The 16,246-nt window shown below is 68.0% G+C and carries 17 protein-coding genes; 11 read left to right on the forward strand and 6 right to left on the reverse strand.

The features are described 5' to 3' along the window. Positions 1-54: 54 nt before the first annotated feature. The 3 genes from AB4Y74_RS00285 (at position 55) to AB4Y74_RS00295 (ending at position 1,095) form a co-directional block, all read left to right on the forward strand. Positions 55-360 carry a DUF7882 family protein gene (locus AB4Y74_RS00285; RefSeq protein ID WP_441797116.1) on the forward strand — a complete coding sequence of 102 codons (306 nt, stop codon included), beginning with the start codon at positions 55-57 and terminating at the stop codon, positions 358-360. Between the two features lie 116 nt (positions 361-476). Next, the gene (locus AB4Y74_RS00290; RefSeq protein ID WP_441797117.1) at positions 477-650 is read left to right on the forward strand and encodes a CsbD family protein; all 174 of its coding nucleotides are present in this window, start codon (positions 477-479) and stop codon (positions 648-650) included. A gap of 172 nt (positions 651-822) precedes the next feature. Continuing rightward, on the forward strand, positions 823-1,095 hold the full coding sequence (locus AB4Y74_RS00295; RefSeq protein WP_441797118.1) for a hypothetical protein: 273 nt from the start codon (positions 823-825) through the stop codon (positions 1,093-1,095). A 13-nt stretch (positions 1,096-1,108) separates the two neighbouring features. Here AB4Y74_RS00295 and AB4Y74_RS00300 read toward each other — a convergent pair whose 3' ends face one another. From AB4Y74_RS00300 to AB4Y74_RS00310, 3 genes are all read right to left on the reverse strand, one after another. Next, complete coding sequence (locus AB4Y74_RS00300; RefSeq protein ID WP_441797119.1) at positions 1,109-4,792, reverse strand: DUF4434 domain-containing protein; 3,684 nt, start codon at positions 4,790-4,792, stop codon at positions 1,109-1,111. Between the two features lie 61 nt (positions 4,793-4,853). Beyond that, entirely contained in the window at positions 4,854-5,897 is a 1,044-nt protein-coding gene (locus tag AB4Y74_RS00305) for a hypothetical protein (protein ID WP_441797120.1), read from the reverse strand. Between the two features lie 245 nt (positions 5,898-6,142). Next, complete coding sequence (locus tag AB4Y74_RS00310) at positions 6,143-7,093, reverse strand: GlxA family transcriptional regulator (protein WP_441797121.1); 951 nt, start codon at positions 7,091-7,093, stop codon at positions 6,143-6,145. Between the two features lie 86 nt (positions 7,094-7,179). Between AB4Y74_RS00310 and AB4Y74_RS00315 the strand changes: the two genes are divergently transcribed. Further along, complete coding sequence (locus AB4Y74_RS00315) at positions 7,180-7,395, forward strand: hypothetical protein (protein WP_441797122.1); 216 nt, start codon at positions 7,180-7,182, stop codon at positions 7,393-7,395. A gap of 84 nt (positions 7,396-7,479) precedes the next feature. On the opposite strand, the gene AB4Y74_RS00320 is transcribed toward AB4Y74_RS00315, so the two are convergent. Continuing rightward, positions 7,480-8,568, reverse strand: coding sequence for a LacI family DNA-binding transcriptional regulator (locus tag AB4Y74_RS00320; protein WP_441797123.1), 1,089 nt, complete (start codon positions 8,566-8,568; stop codon positions 7,480-7,482). A 184-nt stretch (positions 8,569-8,752) separates the two neighbouring features. Between AB4Y74_RS00320 and AB4Y74_RS00325 the strand changes: the two genes are divergently transcribed. Genes AB4Y74_RS00325 through AB4Y74_RS00345 form a run of 5 tightly spaced genes read left to right on the forward strand, consistent with a single transcriptional unit; the run spans position 8,753 to position 13,345 of the window. Beyond that, on the forward strand, positions 8,753-9,619 hold the full coding sequence (locus AB4Y74_RS00325) for an ABC transporter substrate-binding protein (RefSeq protein WP_441797124.1): 867 nt from the start codon (positions 8,753-8,755) through the stop codon (positions 9,617-9,619). Positions 9,620-9,637: 18 nt separating this feature from the next. After that, the gene (locus tag AB4Y74_RS00330; protein WP_441797125.1) at positions 9,638-10,426 is read left to right on the forward strand and encodes an amino acid ABC transporter permease; all 789 of its coding nucleotides are present in this window, start codon (positions 9,638-9,640) and stop codon (positions 10,424-10,426) included. Continuing rightward, a complete protein-coding gene (locus AB4Y74_RS00335) occupies positions 10,423-11,193 on the forward strand; it encodes an amino acid ABC transporter ATP-binding protein (RefSeq protein WP_441797126.1) in 771 nt (256 codons plus the stop codon). The genes AB4Y74_RS00330 and AB4Y74_RS00335 overlap by 4 nt, the downstream gene beginning before the upstream one ends. Next, positions 11,190-12,209: a Gfo/Idh/MocA family protein gene (locus tag AB4Y74_RS00340; RefSeq protein ID WP_441797127.1), complete on the forward strand. Its 1,020-nt coding sequence runs from the start codon at positions 11,190-11,192 to the stop codon at positions 12,207-12,209. Before AB4Y74_RS00335 ends, AB4Y74_RS00340 begins: the two co-directional genes overlap by 4 nt. Before the next feature lie 5 nt (positions 12,210-12,214). Continuing rightward, positions 12,215-13,345 (forward strand): NAD(P)/FAD-dependent oxidoreductase, encoded by a 1,131-nt coding sequence (locus AB4Y74_RS00345; RefSeq protein WP_441797128.1) that lies wholly within the window; start codon positions 12,215-12,217, stop codon positions 13,343-13,345. Positions 13,346-13,455: 110 nt separating this feature from the next. Here the strand turns inward: AB4Y74_RS00345 and AB4Y74_RS00350 are convergent, their stop codons facing one another. After that, positions 13,456-14,028: a PIN domain-containing protein gene (locus AB4Y74_RS00350; protein ID WP_441797129.1), complete on the reverse strand. Its 573-nt coding sequence runs from the start codon at positions 14,026-14,028 to the stop codon at positions 13,456-13,458. Positions 14,029-14,030: 2 nt separating this feature from the next. Further along, on the reverse strand, positions 14,031-14,534 hold the full coding sequence (locus AB4Y74_RS00355) for an excisionase family DNA-binding protein (protein WP_441797130.1): 504 nt from the start codon (positions 14,532-14,534) through the stop codon (positions 14,031-14,033). Positions 14,535-14,662: 128 nt separating this feature from the next. Here AB4Y74_RS00355 and AB4Y74_RS00360 point away from each other — a divergent pair, with 128 nt between their 5' ends. Both AB4Y74_RS00360 and AB4Y74_RS00365 read left to right on the forward strand, forming a co-directional pair. Further along, positions 14,663-15,295, forward strand: coding sequence for an HAD-IA family hydrolase (locus AB4Y74_RS00360; protein WP_441797131.1), 633 nt, complete (start codon positions 14,663-14,665; stop codon positions 15,293-15,295). Between the two features lie 64 nt (positions 15,296-15,359). Then, positions 15,360-16,241, forward strand: a complete 882-nt coding sequence (locus tag AB4Y74_RS00365) for an alpha/beta fold hydrolase (protein WP_441797132.1) — start codon at positions 15,360-15,362, stop codon at positions 16,239-16,241. Positions 16,242-16,246: the final 5 nt, after the last annotated feature.

Here is a 16,246-nt window from a genome sequence, read left to right on the forward strand (position 1 = left end):
GACTAACGATAAGCCGCTGCACGAGCGGAGGCGCATGAACAGGAGCACTAGTAAATGGGTGTGCTGAGCTACGGCGGCACCGACTATCCCTTCGGCGACCGACTGCTGTCGCACCTCCAGGTCGTCATCACCACGAAGCTGCGCCGGCGCGAAAGCTTCGCCCTCAGCTGGGTCCCGGACGGTGAGGGCGGACGCGAGGCGCTCTGGATGGACAACGGGCTGCCCATCCGGTTCCGCTACGACGACTCCGCCGTCGCACCGTTGAACCGCGACTGGCTCGAGGCCCTGATGGACGGCACGCATCGTCCGAACGGTCTGTTGGTCTCGCCGGAGCCCGCCCAGCTCAGGGTCGGGATCTAGGCGCCAGACAACCGAGGTCGGTCGCGGCTCGCCTGAAAGTGCGCTGGGTAGGGGGTAGACCGCACCCCTCCGCGGTGGGAGCGTTCGTGGGGTATCGGACCACGAAAGGGGACCACATGGGACTCGACGACAAGATCGAAAACGCTGGCGAGAAGGCTGGCGGCAGCGCCAAGGAAGCCGCAGGCAAGGCAACGGGCGACGAGCGCCTCGAAGCCGAAGGCAAGGGCGACCAGGTGAAAGCCGACGTTAAGCAGGCAGGCGAGAAGATCAAGGACGCCTTCAAGCACTGACGCCTTCAAGCATTGACCTCAAGAGCGGAGCCCCCGCCCGGCATCGACCGGACGGGGGCTTCGTCGCGTCCGGCTGGTTCATATCCGGTTCGGCGGAAGGCTGTGCCGTTCATGCTCCGTTCTCCAGTGATTCGGCTTTCGTCCACCGCTCCGGCGGAGTACCTTCCGGGATATGGGAGACCGTACGGACCGCGCCCGAGCGGGACGAAGGGCGGCCATCGGCGGCCTGCTCGCCGCGCTCGCGCTCGTCGCTACGGTCGCGCTCGCCGTGGCCATCCCTACCCAGGGCGAGAACCCCCGGGCGTGGGGCGTCATCGTCTGTGGTCTGGTGACCGTGGCGGTCTGCGGGGAGTTCGCTCTGCGCAACTGGAGGCTGCTCCGTCACTATCGCGGCGACGACCTGTCGCCGCGGCACCATCATCCGTCGGCGAAAGCCGCGCGGTAGCGGGTCGCGGGAGCTACTGCCAGACGGTGGTGTGAAGCCTCCCGGTGATCAGGGTGCTACTGGTGGGGGCGTTCATGTGGAACCGGAGCTTGGCGATGGGGGCACCAGTGGGCGTGCTGAAGGGCGGGATCGTGTACGTGGTGATCAGCGTGACGGATTTAGGGATGTACGGGGGAGTGACGGGCTTCCGGGCGGTGTGACCGGACCACTGCCAGTGGGCTGTGGCGTCGTCGGCGATGCCGTAGGGATCGGCGGGGTTGCCCCACTCGGAGTGATAGAACACGTCGAGGCTGGTGGGGAGGGCCGATTGGCCGGCTTGTTGGGTGAAGGTCAGCGTCACGGCATCGAGCCGTGAGGTGGAGTGCCCGTCTTCTTGGGAGGAATAGGTGCTGCCGACCGGGACGGTGATGTCCCATCCGCTGTGCTGCTGAAGGACGAGAACGTTGGCGTCGGGAGCCCAGGGCTCCGTCCACTTGTTGGGCACCGGTTTACCCCCGTCCGTGGCGGTCAGGGCCGTGTTGCCGTAGGTGCTGTGGGTCACGCAGTCGACGTCCGGCGGAGCGCATCGGGAGGGCAATGCGTTGCCAAGGTTGTCGCTGGGAAGGCTAAGGCTCCTCGCGGCAGGATCGACGATGGTGGTGTTGTTGCTGCCGGTCGTCGGCTTGGTGAGGTCGTACGACGGGTTGGTCGTGTCTCGGGTTGGGTAGGCGGCGGTAGGCCGGTTGTTCGTGAGGTCGTCGGCGGCCGGGGTGTAGGCCGTGATGGAAGCCGCAATGAGCCAGCCGCCGGGACTGGTCGGGAGGGCGATGTGCGCTTTGATCCAGCGTGCTGTGGTGGCGACGGCGTCGCTCGCCGTCGTGAGTTTGGGCAGCACGGAACGGTAGCTGGTGAGGCCACCCGCGACGATTGTGGTGGCCGCGGGTGCGGGCGACCACCCGGTGGTGAGGTCGGGGGCAGCGTCCGGAGTGTCTGGGTGGTACGAGAATTCGACCGCGGCAGGGCTCGTGATGCCGGAGGCGCGGTTGGCGGTATACCAGTCAGTGGCGAGGGTGCCGATCGGTTGGTTCTGACCCAGATCGACCACGACGTCGAGGCCCCCGGCGGTTCGGACGGGGCTCCCGGCGTCGGTGCTCCACCCCACCGAGGATGCGGATGCCCACGGGTTGGTGGGAGTGTCGTCGGCCGAGCCGACGGTGGCAGCCGAGGGCGAGGTGAGCTTCCCGGCCCGCGTGGGGATGTAGGTGTCGCTGTAAACGTTGCGGTCGGTGTCGTCGGTGATGTTGACGCAGTTGGTGTCGATCATGGTGGTCGCGCGGGGCGACCCGCAGGGGCTGATCGGCTTTCCGTCCGCGCCGATCAGAGTGACCTCGGACAAGAACGCCCAGTCGAAACCGGGTGTGCCTGTCACGGTCAGCCGCACCGCCGACACGGAGCGGATCTCTCCGGCATTCAAGGTGGCGTCCAACCAGCCGGTGCCGGGGTCGGCCGCCGGCGCTGTTCCCACGGCCTGCCCTGACACGTTGGTGCCTGTTCCGGGGTCGGTCGCCCAGGACGTGAACGCCTGCCAGTCGATGTCGCCGCTCGCATCAGCGGAGGCGGTCTCCACGGTCACGGCAGGTTGGCTGATGCCGAGGGAGTTCTGCACCAACCAGTTGGAGCGCACCTGGTGCACCGCTGTCGGTTCCGCCAAATTCACTGTCACCTGCTTTCGGGCGCCGGCGGAGACGTTCAGGCCAGCCCAGGCGGGGTCGGCGTAGGTGGCTTCGCCGGTGATCCCATCGGCCAGCTTCGGGCGTGGGGAGCCGTCCTTCCAGTCGCCGTCACCGCCGAGGAGATTCCACAGCTGCAGCGGGTCGGTGCCGGCTTTCACCGTGGCATAGCCGGCCCCGGCCGACACCCGCTGCCCGATCGACCCGGTGCCGGTGGTTGTCCCTGCCCCGTCGACCGTGTCCGCCGCGGAGAGGGGCACGACGAGGGTGGTGCCGGAGGTCTTCTTGCCCGGATTTCCGTAGGCGTCGAACGCGGACACCTGGTAGGTGTAGGTGCGTCCGGATTGCACGTTCGGATCGGTGAACGCCAGCACGCCCGGGTGGTCGGCATCGGCGGGGAGGGGTCGAGCGAACCCGTATTGGTCCACTGCGGTGTCTGACAGCGGTTGGCGCACCTGGCCGATGGGTTGTCCGTCCCGGAACACCTGATACCCCACGATCGGGATGACGATGCCGGATTTCCAGTCATCGGTCGGTGTGGAGGCCACCAACCGGGGCCACTGCACGGTGACGTCGTAACTGCCCTGGATCAGGGCGGCGCTCACCCCGGAGTTTCCCGGATAGCGGTCGGCGCCCACTGCGGGGACGGTCTGAGCCATGTTGAATCCGAACCGCAAATAGGTGGCGTATGCGGCCGTGTACGCCCGGTTGGACCGGTAGTCCCACCACCACGACGCCGTGTTGAGGTTGTTGGCCGAGAAGCCCGCATACCCGTCCAGGTCCGCACGCTGCCCCCAGAACTCGCCATTCATCTGCCTCAGGTGCGTCACCATCGCCTGAATCGGCATCGGGAGATTCGCCTGCAAGGTGTACGACTCCGCATTTCCCCACAGTTTGGTTCCGGTGCCCGCGATGTTGATGCCTGTTCGGGCGGCGATCATCCACGGGGCCAGGTCGGCAACGGTCTCGTTCTGCGCACCCGCCCCGTCCTGCGGCGCGTACACGCTCACGCTCGAGCCCCGCAACAGCTCACTGACCACGGACGCATAGGTGTCCCGAGCCGCTCGCTGGGTCGGCGAGCCCGGGTCGGCGCCCACATCAGCGGTGTGATAGGGGGAGACCATGATCCCGAGCCCGGGAACTGTGCCCGTGACGTAGGTGGACACCGCGTCCGTGTACTGGTTCAGTAGATCGAACAGGTGAAAGTCCGGAGACGCGGGATCGGTGGAGTACTGCACGTTGTTGCCTTCGAAGGGAAGGTAGATGCCCGCGATCTGCTCCCCGTACTTAGCACCGAACTGCGCCCACAGGTCATCGAAGAGATCCTTCGACAGCTGCGTCTGCTGCGCCATCCACCCGGCGGAGACCGCTCCCGCACCGAAGAATGTGCCCTCGTCGATCTGCAACCCCAGCCACACCCTCATGCCGTGAGTCTTCGCTGCCTCAAGCAACTGCTTCACCTGATCCGACCGCACTGAGGGTGAGGTCACGCACCTCCCCGACTCGTCCGGGGCGTTCACGCGCGACGCATCCCACTGCGTATTCCGCGACTCGTACAACGGCCGGACCCAGCGGCCGCCCGCGCCGGGCTCACCTGCCGGCACCACACCGTCCGATTGGACGCACCTGGGCTGATCGTCAGGAGCCAAGCCGAAGTAGGCACTCGTGCCCGCCCACGTTTGCGCGGACCACTGCAACACCACCTGATCCATACACAGCGCCTTCAACTGGGTCAGAAGGTCCGACCACTCCGTGCCATGCGAGAGCGCATTGCCGGGATCACCCCACCAGGACACCGGATGCGCCGGATCAGTCTCCGGTGCGTCTGCTGCGTCGGGCCGCACGAACTCCGCCGAAACGTGCTCTACGGGCGCCTTCGAGCAGTCAGGCCGAGTCGCCGCATTAGTGGCCTGCGCACCGGTCGCGGGGATCACCACCAACGCCGCCGCGAGCACAGTTGCCGCCATCACACTCGTAACCCGACGCATCACAAACACCTTTCACTCACGTTCAGAACACCAAAGAGGGGAAGCCCGGGGCTCCGCTCTGCTACTGGAGCTGTCCCTCGCGGCGACGCGCGAGCTGGCTGGTCAGGATGATGCTCGCGCCGAGCAGGATGAGGATCCCGGCGCTGACCATGGCGGGGGTGAAGATCGTGGATCCGGTTTCCGCGAGCCGAGCCGGCTGGGACTGCGGTGCACCGGGGGCGGGGGCCGATGGGGGCGAGGATTTCGGAGACGCGGTGCTTGCCGCCAGTTCCGGGGTCGCCGACACGGGCGGTGTGGGGATCGGAGAAGCAGTCTCGGACGGTTCCGGGTTCGGAGTGGAGATCGCCGGTGCTGAGGGCTCCGGCGTCGGTGACGTCGTGGGCGTGTCCGTCGGGGTCGGGGTGGGTGGGGTGTCCACGATCGCCGCCGACGCCGTGGACCACCCGTAGTCGTTGGCCGCGTTTGATGCATGCACGAATCCGAGGTTCATGGAGAAGCCCATCCCGGGTGGTGCGTTGAGGGGTACCTGGAACTGCATCGACACGTCTGTGGTCTCTCCCGGGGGCAGATATCCGCGGAGGTCCACTCCGCCCGGAGGCACGTGACCTGCCTGTCCGACGATCAACAGCCCTGATGGGTCACTGCTGAAGTGAGCGACGCTCTTGTCGGGGTCGCCCTCGACTCGCACCGAATCCGGGACGACTGCGTACTTCTGGTAGTACGTGTGCCAGACCTCTGGTCCGTACTGGCACGCCGGGTCCGGGTCGCAGCTGATCGTGCGCGGGCTCGCGTCGATGGCGAGGTCTCGGACGGTGATGTCGGTGTTGTTGGTCAGCGTGTAGGTGAACTGGAGGATATCGCCCGGCAGCACCGGCTTCCCGTCACCGACGGTCGCCCCACTGGTGAGATCCACGATGGAGGCTGTCGAGACGAAGCACCCGTGAATCTGCACCTGGAGGGTGACGTCGTAGGTGTCGCACCGCTGCCTGGTGTTGCCGGGGGCTTCGACGATCGCCGCCTGCGCGACCGTCGCACCCGCCCCGCCGATGAGGCCCACTACGACCAGCAGGGCACCTGCCCGGGTGACCCACCGGCCACCCCGCATCCGACGAGAACCTCGCATCACACACCACTTCCTCACCTGTTAGAAACAACGTCCACCTACTTAGACGCAGTCGGCTCCGAACCATGACGCTGAGGCCGTCAATCAACCGTCGACGGAAGTCGGTGTATGTGCTCCGCTCAGCAGGGGGTGGCGAGGGCGCGCATGTCGTCCCGGAATCGCAGGCGGTGCCCGGCCGATCGGGAGCTGGATCCGCAGGCGGAAACCGCGCTAGCCGCGCCGTACCATCAGGCCCGGGCGAAGGCGGCCCGGTAGCGGGTCGGGGGCACGCCCACCTCGGCGTCGAAGTGGTGCCGGAGCAGCGTCGCGCTGCCGAACCCGCACTGGCGGGCCACTTCGTCGATCGAGAGGTCGGTCGTCTCGAGCAGAAGGCGTGCGTGCAGGATGCGCTGGGTTGTCAGCCACTGCATCGGCGAGACGCCGGTCTCCGCGACGAATCGCCGGGAGAAGCTGCGGGTGGACATGTGCACGCGGTCGGCGAGGCTGCTCACCGTGTGCGCCTCGTCCAGTCTGTCCGTCAGGTGGTCGAGCAGCTCGCTGAAGGTGTCGTCGTCGCAGTCGCTGACCGGCTTGTCGATGTACTGACGCTGGCCGCCGTCGCGCTGCGGGGGCACCACCATGTTGCGGGCGATGGTGTTGGCGACGGCGCTCCCGAGCTCCCGCCGCACCAGGTGGAGGCTGGCGTCGATGCCCGCCGAGGTTCCGGCGCTCGTGATGATGCGGCCGTCGTCGACGAAGAGGACGTCGGGGTCGACGCGGGCTTCTGGGAAGCGACGTTGCAGTTCGGCAGAGTAACGCCAGTGCGTGGTGCAGTCACGGCCGTCGAGCAGGCCGGCTGCGCCGAGGGCGAAGGCGCCGGAACAGACACTGAGCAGGATGGCGCCTCGGTCGTACGCGCGGCGGAGCGCATCCAAAAACTCTTCCGGGTACTCGTCGCGGACCGTCGCGGCGGGGATGGCGATGAGGTCGGCGTCGTCCATCGCCTCGAGGCCGTAGGGCGCGGTAACGGTCACGCCGACCGGGCTCGTCACGGCCGCGTCCGGGTGGACAGTGCACACGCGGAAGTCGAACGGCTCCAGCCCCGCATAGCTGCGGTCGAGCCCGAAGACCTCGCAGACGACTCCGAACTCGAACATGGCGAAGTCGTCGATGAGGGGGACCGCGACGGATCGGATCATGCCGCTCACTGTACTGGCCGTATCTTTGCGAAGATAGACCTAAAGCCATCTCGTGTCCGGATATTTACGTCCGTAACGTAAAGGTCATGGCAAACACGACATGGACTCAGGGAATGGAGCACAGCTGGGTGCGGCACCCGGCCCGGACGAACGGGGGCGAGCCGGTGGCCCGGCGCCGCTTCGTCCTCAGCGATTGGCTGCCGGCGGCGATCCTTGCGCGCGGCGGCCATGTCGACCGCGAGACGGACCGAGCGCTCGGCGACCTGCGCGCGGTGCAAGCCGCCCGCGAGACCAGCCGCTGAGGTCGTGAGCCCTTCGCATTCGTGACGAATTGTCGCTCTGCCGGGTGCACAGCGCTCATTCGTGACGAATCTCGTGGGGCGGCCTTAGGGGGCGATGAGGGGGACCTGCGCCGGAACCGGGCCGACCGACGATCGGCGTACGAGGTCGGCGTCGAAGACGACGGCCTCGTCGTCCACCCGCTCCCCCCGCATTCGCTGCAGCGCCAGACGCGCAGCGGCGGCGCCCAACTCGTAGATCGGCTGCTCGACCACCGTCAACGGCGGCGTGGTGATTCCGGTCCACTCCGGGTTGTCGAACGCGATCAGCGAGACGTCGTCAGGGATGCGCAGGCCCAGCGTGCGGATCGTCTGGAAGACGGTCATCGCGATGAGGCTGTCCGACGCGATGATGGCGGTCACGGGGTCGTCGCCGGTGAGGAGTTCGCGAGCCACCGCATCCACCCCCCGGCGTCGGGCGTCGAGACGGATGTTGCGCTCGGGTGAGGGGACGCCTGCATCGGTCAGTGCCTCCATCACGCCGTCGATGCGGTCGGCGACGCTGGACATGGTGATCGTGTCGCCGGGTGTGTAGACGGGCGACTGGTGGTCGTGCGTCGAGATGAACGCGATGCGGCGATGCCCTTCCGCGAGCAGCTCGGCCGTGGCGTGAGCGGCTGCCGTGCGGTTGTCGACGGTCACCGAGTCGTAGCGTTGTCCGTCCGCGCGGCGGTCGAGCAGCACGAGTGGCCGGCCCGCCGCGCCGACCGCCTCCAGGTGGGCCACGCGCGCGGAGGAGGCGGGCGCGACGATGAGCGCATCCACCTGCTTGTCGAGGAGCACGTCGACCGCGGCCTCTTCCGCATCCACATCCTCGTCCGAGTTGATGAGGATGACGTCGTAACCGGCTTTGTTGGCGACGTCGGAGATCCCGCGCATGGCGTGCGCGAAGAACGGGTTCTCGATGTCGCCGACGACGACGCCGATCGTGTTGGAGCGGCCGGTGTTCATCGACTTGGCGAGTGCGTTCGGGCGGTAGTTGAGCTCCTCCGCCGCTGCCTGCACGCGGGCACGGACCGCCTCGCTCACCTGGCCGTAGTCGCCCAGGGCGCGCGCCGCCGTCGCCTTCGAGACCTTCGCTGCGCGGGCGATGTCTGCGACCGTGACGGCGCGGCGGGATGCGGGGCGTGGGGACATCGGCGGACCCTTCCTGTTCGCGTCCCCCGTGTTGACGAACCGGGGAAACGTGATGTAACGTCCCAGAAAACCAACTGAGACCGGTCTCAGCGTAATTGACAGAGACCGGTCTCAGCAACACGGCAGATCGACGAGGATCGCGTTCCGCTCCACGTCGGCACTCCCCACACGATTGGACCCCGCAGTGAAACGACGCACCCTCCTCCGGCCGGCCGCGTTGCTGGCCGCCGCGGCCTCGGCCGCTCTGGTTCTCGCAGCCTGCAGTTCCGGCGGCGCCTCGGGCGCGGCTACCAAGGACAACCCGTACGGGCTCATCGAAGCGGGCACCGTCCGGGTTGCCAGCCTCGGTGACGCCAAGCCGTACACCTTCACTGACGCGAGCGGCAACTTCACCGGATTCGACGTCGAACTCTTCACCGATGTCGCCAAGCGCGCAAAACTCGGTAAGGCCGTCTTCACCGGCCAAGACTTCTCGGGCCTGCTTTCCGCCGTCGCCAACCACCAGTTCGACGTCGGGGTCGCCGCCATCGGCATCACGGACGACCGCAAAAAGACGGTCGACTTCTCCGACGGTTACCTCGCGGGCTACCTGACGGTGCTCACCACGAAGACTGCCGGAATCGACTCGGCGAAGGACCTCGCAGGCAAGCGCCTCGGCGTCGTTCAGGGCACCCTCCAGGAGGCGTACGCGGTCAAGAACTTCCCGAAGGCGAGCCTCGTCCGCTTCCCCGACAACAACGCGGCGGTCTCGGCGATCAACAGCGGATCGGTGGACGCGCACTTCCTCGATTACGAGGCCGCGAAGAGCTACGTCGCGCAGTACCCCTCGTTGAAGGACGCCGAGGACATCCCGTCCTTCGACGCCCCCGCCGGCTTCGCCATCGCCAAGGGCAACACCGCCCTCAAGACCGCCCTCGACAAGGCGCTGCATGCGGCGATGGAGGACGGCACCTGGAAGAAGCTCTACCAGAAGTGGTTCCCGGGCTCCCCGATGCCCGAACAGTACCTGCCGAAGGCGGAGCAGACCGCGACGCCGACCCCGACCAAGTAGGCGGACAGGGAGATCCCCATGGACTGGCTCACCACCATCACGCACACCTTCTTCGACATCCCCTCGATGCTGCAGGTCTTCCCGCAGCTGCTGGGCGTCGGACTCGTCAACACGCTGGTCATCTCGATCGCAGCGACCGTCATCGGCGTCGTGCTCGGGATGGCGGTCGCCGTCATGGGGATCTCCACCTCCCGCTGGCTCCGCATCCCCGCCCGCATCTACACGGACGTGTTCCGTGGACTGCCGGCGATCCTCACCATCCTGCTCATCGGCCAGGGCTTCGCGCGGTTCTCGCAGTCGATCTTCGGACCGTCGCCGTACCCGCTGGGCATCCTGGCGCTGTCGCTCATCGCGGCGGCCTACATCGGCGAGATCTTCCGCGCCGGGATCCAGAGCGTGGAGAAGGGGCAGCTGGAGGCGTGCCGCGCCCTCGGCCTGAGCTACGGCAAGGCGATGCGCCTGGTCGTCGTACCCCAGGGCATCCGCCGCGTTCTTCCCGCCCTGGTCAACCAGTTCATCGCCATCGTGAAGGACTCCAGCCTCGTGTACTTCCTCGGCCTCCTGGTCGGGGAGCGGGAGTTGTTCCGTGTCGGACAGGACGCCGCCGTGCTGACGGGCAACCTGTCGCCGCTGGTGCTGGCCGGACTCTTCTACCTGGTCATCACGGTGCCGCTGACGCACCTTGTGAACTACTTCGACAACCGGTTCCGCACCGGACGCCGTAAGCCCGTCCCGCCCAAGAGCGGATTGGACGAGCTCGACGAGGTCCAGCCGCCGGCGCCCCTCACCCTCGGGAGCAACACATGACGTACACCTCGCCCTTCCCCGCCCAGACGACCCCCGACTTCCGGGGCTCCTCCCTCGACCTCGTCGACCTGTCGATGGCATACGGCGACATCGATGTGCTGCGCGGCGTCAGCCTCTCCGTCGCGCCGGGAACCACCACGTGCGTGATCGGCCCGTCCGGTTCTGGCAAGTCGACGATGCTGCGCGGCATCAACCGCCTCCACGAGCCGAAGAGCGGCGACGTGCTGCTCGACGGCCAGAGCATCCTCGGCACGAAGCCGGATGCGCTGCGCCGCCGGATCGGGCTGGTGTTCCAGCACTTCAACCTGTTCCCGGACCACACCGCCCTGCAGAACGTCACGCTCGCGCTCCAGTCGGTCAAGCGGATGCCCAAGGCCGAGGCTAAGCGTGTCGCGGAGGAGCGGCTGACCGAGGTGGGACTCGGCGAACGGATGGACCACCGTCCGCGGGACCTTTCCGGAGGCCAGCAGCAGCGCGTCGCCATCGCCCGAGCGCTCGCGATGGAGCCGGAGGTGATGCTCTTCGACGAGGTCACCAGCGCGCTCGACCCTGAACTGGTGAAGGGCGTCCTCAACCTGATGGCCGACCTGGGCCGCCGCGGGATGACCATGGTCGTCGTCACGCACGAGATGAACTTCGCCCGCAAGGTGGCCGATCAGGTCGTGTTCATGGACGAGGGTCGCGTCGTCGAGGCCGGCCGCCCGGACGACCTTTTCGACCGTCCGCAGAGCCCGCGCCTGCAGCGCTTCCTCTCGGAGGTCCTGTGAGCGAGCCAGACCGGACCCGCGTCGGCCTGATCGGCTACGGCGTCGCCGGGCAGGTATTCCACGCTCCGTTCCTGGCCGCGGACCCGTCGTTCGAGCTGAGCGCGGTCGTCACCTCGCAGACCGAACGGCTTGCCGGTGATCACCCCGACGCGGTGGCGGTGGCCGACGTGGATGCGCTGCTCGCGCATCCCGGCCTGGACCTGGTGATCGTCGCCTCACCCACCCCGCTGCACGTCGCCCACGCGACCGCAGCGGTGGATGCGGGCCTCGCCGTCGTCGTCGACAAGCCGTTCGCGCCGGATGCGGCCTCAGGACGCGCGCTCATCGAGCGGGCCGAGGCGGCAGGCGTCCCGTTCACGGTCTTCCAGAACCGGCGCTGGGACGGCGACTTCCTGACCCTGCGCCGCCTGGTCGAAGAGGGGGCGCTCGGGGACGTGCGGCGCTTCGAATCGCGATTCGAGTGGTGGAAGCCCTCCGTCGACGAGTCCTGGAAGTCGACCACAACCGCTGGCGACGGGGGTGGCATCCTGTTCGACCTCGGCGCACACCTGATCGACCAGGCACTCCTGCTCTTCGGCCCAGCGGAGGTCGCTCATGCGGAGGTCCGCAACCGTCGTGGCGGAGAGGCCGACGACGATGTGTTCGTCGTCCTCGAACACGAATCGGGCACCACGAGCCACCTCTGGATGAGCGCCGTCGCGCCGATCGCCGGCCCGCGGTTCCGCGTGCTCGGCGGGCAGGCCGGATTCACGTCCTGGGGGCTGGACCCCCAGGAGGGCCAGCTGGCCGGCGGGATGCGCCCGGGCGACCCCCGGCTCGGCCGCGCGAACGCGGCGGCCCGGCTCGGGACGGACGCCCACCCCGACGAGGTCCCCCTCGCCTCGGGCGACTACGCCGACTTCTACCGACGGCTCGCCGCGTCGCTCCGCGACGGCGCCCCTCTTCCGGTCGACCCGCGGGAGAGCCTCGCGGCCCTGGAACTGATCGACACCATCCACACGCTGAACCGAAAGTGAGCACCATGACCGCACCATCCATCCGTTCCCGCGTCATCGTCATCGGAGGGGGCGTCCTCGGCGTCTCCACCGCGACGCACCTGGTCCGCTCCGGCGCAGAAGTGACCCTCATCACCGAAGGCGAGCTCGCCAGCGGTGCGAGCGGACGCTCGCTCTCGTGGCTCAACACTGCGGGCCTGCGCTCGCCGGAGTACCACGCGCTCCGGCAGCTGGGCATCGACCGCTACCGCACGCTCGCGGCCCGCGAAGACGTATCGGCCTTCCTCCGTTTCGACGGCGGTCTCACCTGGGCGCCCGAGGGTGAGTCGTTCGCGCCAGTCCTCGAACACGAGCGGTCCATCGGCTACGACGCCCAGTGGGTCACCGCTGACGACGTCGCCGAGGTCACCCCGGGTGTCGACCCGGCGGCGCTCGCCGCAGAGGGCGGCATCTTCAACCCCGGCGAAGGATGGGTCGACCTTCCGTCGCTCATCGCCCACCTCGCTGAGGAGTTCACGGCGCGCGGCGGCGCGCTGATCACCGGAGCCGGGCACGTCGAGGTCGTGGTCGAGGATGGCAGAGCCGTCGGTGCCGTCACCCCGGAGGGGCGCCGCTTCGACGCGGACGCCGTGTTACTCGCGACCGGTCCTGGCGTCCCGGCGCAGGTCGCCGAGCACGGCATCGCGATCGAGGACGGCAGCCCGACAGCCCTCCTGGTCTGGACGAAGCCCGTCGCGACGGAGCTGAGGGCCGTGCTGAACACGCCGAATGTCGCCGTCCGGCCGACCCCGTCGGGCGCGCTCGCGCTCGACTCGGCCTGGTCGGAGGAGGCCCTCGTCGTCGCCGACGACGGCACGGTCACGGTTCCGGACGGCATCGTCGACCGGCTGCTGGAGGAGGCGTCCCGCGTCCTCGCCGGCCACCCGAGCCTCGAGCTGGACGGCTTCGGGATCGGCGGAAAGCCCATCCCGGGCGACGGCGAACCGGTGCTCGGCGAGCTGGAGCAGGTCTCCGGCTACTTCGTCGCCTTCACGCACAGCGGCGCCACGCTGGGTCTGATCGCGGGCGAGTTGCTCGCGCGCGAGATCCTCACCGGCGACACGTCGCCGCTCCTCGACACGTTCCGCCCCGCGCGCTTCTCAGCCGCGTTGGTGTGAACGGTGCGGAGGGGGCAGGTGGGATGGCCTCCTCCGCCGGCCGGCCCGGCCGCCTCGAGTGAGGCGGCCGGGTTCAACAGGGACGGTGTCATGAACGAGAACCCCGACTACTACGACTGGAGCTCCATTTCGTCGCGTACTTTCTGGGCGAAGGCGGGCGCTCCACTGCGCGAAAGCCGGTCCAGCAGCTGCGCGGGTTCGACGGGTGGACGCTTCATGGCGGCCACCTGCTCGTGGATGATTCGACAGGCGGCCCTGGGTGAAAGGTCGAATTGATCGAGCAGGAATTCGTCGAGTCGGACAGCTTTGAGCCCGAGCGGGACGAGGACGTCGTCTGGGAAGTCTTTCGCATTTTCTGTCACGATCACGTCGGCCCTGCCAACAAGTGCGGCTGCTACGACATGGGTGTCGTCCGGATCGGGGAGCTTGATACCCGCAGTCAGTGTTTCCCAGCCCGTGACGAGGGCATCGTCGAAGGCTTCGTTCATCGATCTGAAGCGGCTAAGGAAGCGGTTCGGATCGACCTCCGAATGGATCCTCTCCAGCGCACGCTGAGCTTCGTCGAGGACCTTCTGCGACCACAGGGGTCGGAACGCGCCCTGGTCCGCCATGCGGAGCATCGTGTCGCAAGGTGCGACTGGCACCAGGACGCATGCGTCTAAGAACGCGGCGAAAAGCGCCAATGCTACGACTTCCGAGCTTCGGCCAAAGCAGCCTGATAGGTATCGGCATCGCCATCGTATAGACCGTCCTCATCCGCCTGACGAGTCAGCTCATCGAGCCGGGCGCGTCGATCGGCACGCTTACGCTCCCGGTACGCGAGCACGTCATTCAGCCGCAGCCGACGGTGCCGCGAGTCACCCAATCGATCGAACGGTAGTTCGTTCTCATCGAGGAGGCGGACGAGCGTGCTACGGCTCACACCGAGCAGGGTGGCTGCCTGCTGCGTCGTCAACTGTCGATCGATGGGTTCGACACTCACTGACTCGCCGTGCCGCATTGCCGCCACCACCTCGCGGAGCACTTCGTATGCCTCCAACGGCAGAGCGATCTGCTCGCCGTCCGGGCCTACCAATACTGCGGGGGAGGTGTGGTGTTCCAGGAACTGCGCGAGATCTAGTAGCTCGCGAAGGTCCTGCGGGGGGTCGACGACAACGGGGTGCTTCGTCCGAGCGACGGTGACGGTCATGAACCCATTATCGCTCAAAACGCTCAAAGCGTCCATATCGCCCATAGTTGATTGTGTCGCCCTAGGCCCACACTCTTCCGTCGTCGGGCCCGGCCCGCCTCGGTTCCCGCGTCTCCTATGCTCGGAGCGTGGATGAGATCGAGGCGGCCGGGTTTCTGTTCGACATGGACGGCACGCTGGTCGACTCCACGGCGGTCGTCGAGTCCGTGTGGACAGAGTTCTGCCTGCGCAACGACCTCGACCCGGTCGCCCTCCTCGCGTATGCGCACGGCCGCCAGGCGGTCGACACCGTCGCCCACTTCCTCCCCGCTCTCGGTGAGACGGAGCGTGCAGCGCTGGTGGCCGAGCTGGTCGCCCAGGAGCTGACGCGGACGGACGGCATCGTCGAGATCCCCGGTGCCCGGATGCTGGTCCAGCGCCTGCTGACGGACAGGGCTCCTGTCGCTGTCGTGACGAGCGCTCCGCGAGACCTGGCCGTCGTCCGGATGCGCGCTGCAGGCGTCCCTGTGCCGGACGTGCTGATCGCGGCGGAGGACGTGCAGCGCGGCAAGCCCGACCCGCAGGGCTACCGCCTCGCTGCCGAGCACCTCGGTGTGCCGATCGCCGACAGCGTCGTGTTCGAGGATGCGGAGGCCGGTCTCGTTGCGGCCGTCGCCTCCGGCGCGCGGGTCGTCGTTGTCGGCGCCCACGAGTCCGCGACCACGGCCGACCTGCCGCGCCTGCGCGACTACCGCGCTTTCACGGCGACCCTCACCACCTGAGCGCGGCCCTCCCGCCGCCGAAGTGCATTGCACCGGGGGCCGCAAGCGGAGGAGGATCGGGATCATGGGCACCACGAGCGCCCCACGGCGACTCCCGAGACGCCCGGCATCGAGCCTGGCGGAGCGATGGACCACGGTCGACGGCGTCGATGTCTTCTACCGGGAGTCCCCGAATCCCCCTGATGCGCCCGCCATGATGCACGTCCACGGGTTCGGGCTCTCGGGACGCTACCTGCTGCCGACCGCCGAACGCCTCGCCGATGACTTCCACACCCTCGTGCCCGACCTGCCGGGATTCGGCCGCAGCGGGAAGTCCCCGACCGGGCTCCACATCCCCGACCTCGCGCACGCCGCCGCGCGCTTCCTCGACGACCGTGGCATCGACAGGGTCACTCTGGTCGGCAACTCGATGGGATGCCCGGTCATCCTGGAGTTCGCCCACCACTACCCGGAGCGCCTCGAGCGGGCGATCCTCGTGTCGCCGGCCGGCGGGATCTACAACCAGCCGCTCCGCCGGGCGGTCGGGCAGCTGACGCGCGACGGTGGGCGTGAGCCGGCGCGGATGGTACGCGTCGCGACGCCCGACTACCTGCGGTTCGGGGTGCCCAGCACCATGAAGATGTTCCGGGCGCTGACCCAGTATCCGTCCCTGGACCGACTGCTCGAACTGAGCGTCCCCACCCTGGTTGTGCTGGGCGACCGCGACCCCCTGATGCCTCACCACGAGAGGGTGCGGGAGGTCGCCGCCGAAACGGACAACCACGTTCTGCTGGTGCGAATCGAAGGCGCGGCGCACGCGATCAACTTCAGCCATCCGGGCGAACTGGCCCACCTCATCCGGCTATTCATGGCAGATGAGCCGATCACTGACGACCCGGACTCTCCGGGCCACGCGCAGTTGTGGGAGATCCACCGCGGGAGCCACCTGCCACCGCCTACGTCGTAGGGCCG

Origin of the sequence: Leifsonia sp. RAF41 (assembly GCF_052114085.1) — a bacterium.
Lineage (GTDB): Bacteria > Actinomycetota > Actinomycetes > Actinomycetales > Microbacteriaceae > Leifsonia.

What these genes read in the sequence shown, in the direction of transcription:
- AB4Y74_RS00365 (WP_441797132.1), top strand. Translation starts at nt 15,360, where the DNA reads ATGGGCACCACGAGCGCCCCACGGCGACTCCCGAGACGCCCGGCATCG.
- AB4Y74_RS00295 (WP_441797118.1), top strand. Translation starts at nt 823, where the DNA reads ATGGGAGACCGTACGGACCGCGCCCGAGCGGGACGAAGGGCGGCCATC.
- AB4Y74_RS00310 (WP_441797121.1), bottom strand. Translation starts at nt 7,093, where the DNA reads ATGATCCGATCCGTCGCGGTCCCCCTCATCGACGACTTCGCCATGTTC.
- AB4Y74_RS00315 (WP_441797122.1), top strand. Translation starts at nt 7,180, where the DNA reads ATGGCAAACACGACATGGACTCAGGGAATGGAGCACAGCTGGGTGCGG.
- AB4Y74_RS00320 (WP_441797123.1), bottom strand. Translation starts at nt 8,568, where the DNA reads ATGTCCCCACGCCCCGCATCCCGCCGCGCCGTCACGGTCGCAGACATC.
- AB4Y74_RS00335 (WP_441797126.1), top strand. Translation starts at nt 10,423, where the DNA reads ATGACGTACACCTCGCCCTTCCCCGCCCAGACGACCCCCGACTTCCGG.
- AB4Y74_RS00305 (WP_441797120.1), bottom strand. Translation starts at nt 5,897, where the DNA reads ATGCGGGGTGGCCGGTGGGTCACCCGGGCAGGTGCCCTGCTGGTCGTA.
- AB4Y74_RS00355 (WP_441797130.1), bottom strand. Translation starts at nt 14,534, where the DNA reads ATGACCGTCACCGTCGCTCGGACGAAGCACCCCGTTGTCGTCGACCCC.
- AB4Y74_RS00290 (WP_441797117.1), top strand. Translation starts at nt 477, where the DNA reads ATGGGACTCGACGACAAGATCGAAAACGCTGGCGAGAAGGCTGGCGGC.
- AB4Y74_RS00330 (WP_441797125.1), top strand. Translation starts at nt 9,638, where the DNA reads ATGGACTGGCTCACCACCATCACGCACACCTTCTTCGACATCCCCTCG.
- AB4Y74_RS00345 (WP_441797128.1), top strand. Translation starts at nt 12,215, where the DNA reads ATGACCGCACCATCCATCCGTTCCCGCGTCATCGTCATCGGAGGGGGC.
- AB4Y74_RS00285 (WP_441797116.1), top strand. Translation starts at nt 55, where the DNA reads ATGGGTGTGCTGAGCTACGGCGGCACCGACTATCCCTTCGGCGACCGA.
- AB4Y74_RS00300 (WP_441797119.1), bottom strand. Translation starts at nt 4,792, where the DNA reads ATGCGTCGGGTTACGAGTGTGATGGCGGCAACTGTGCTCGCGGCGGCG.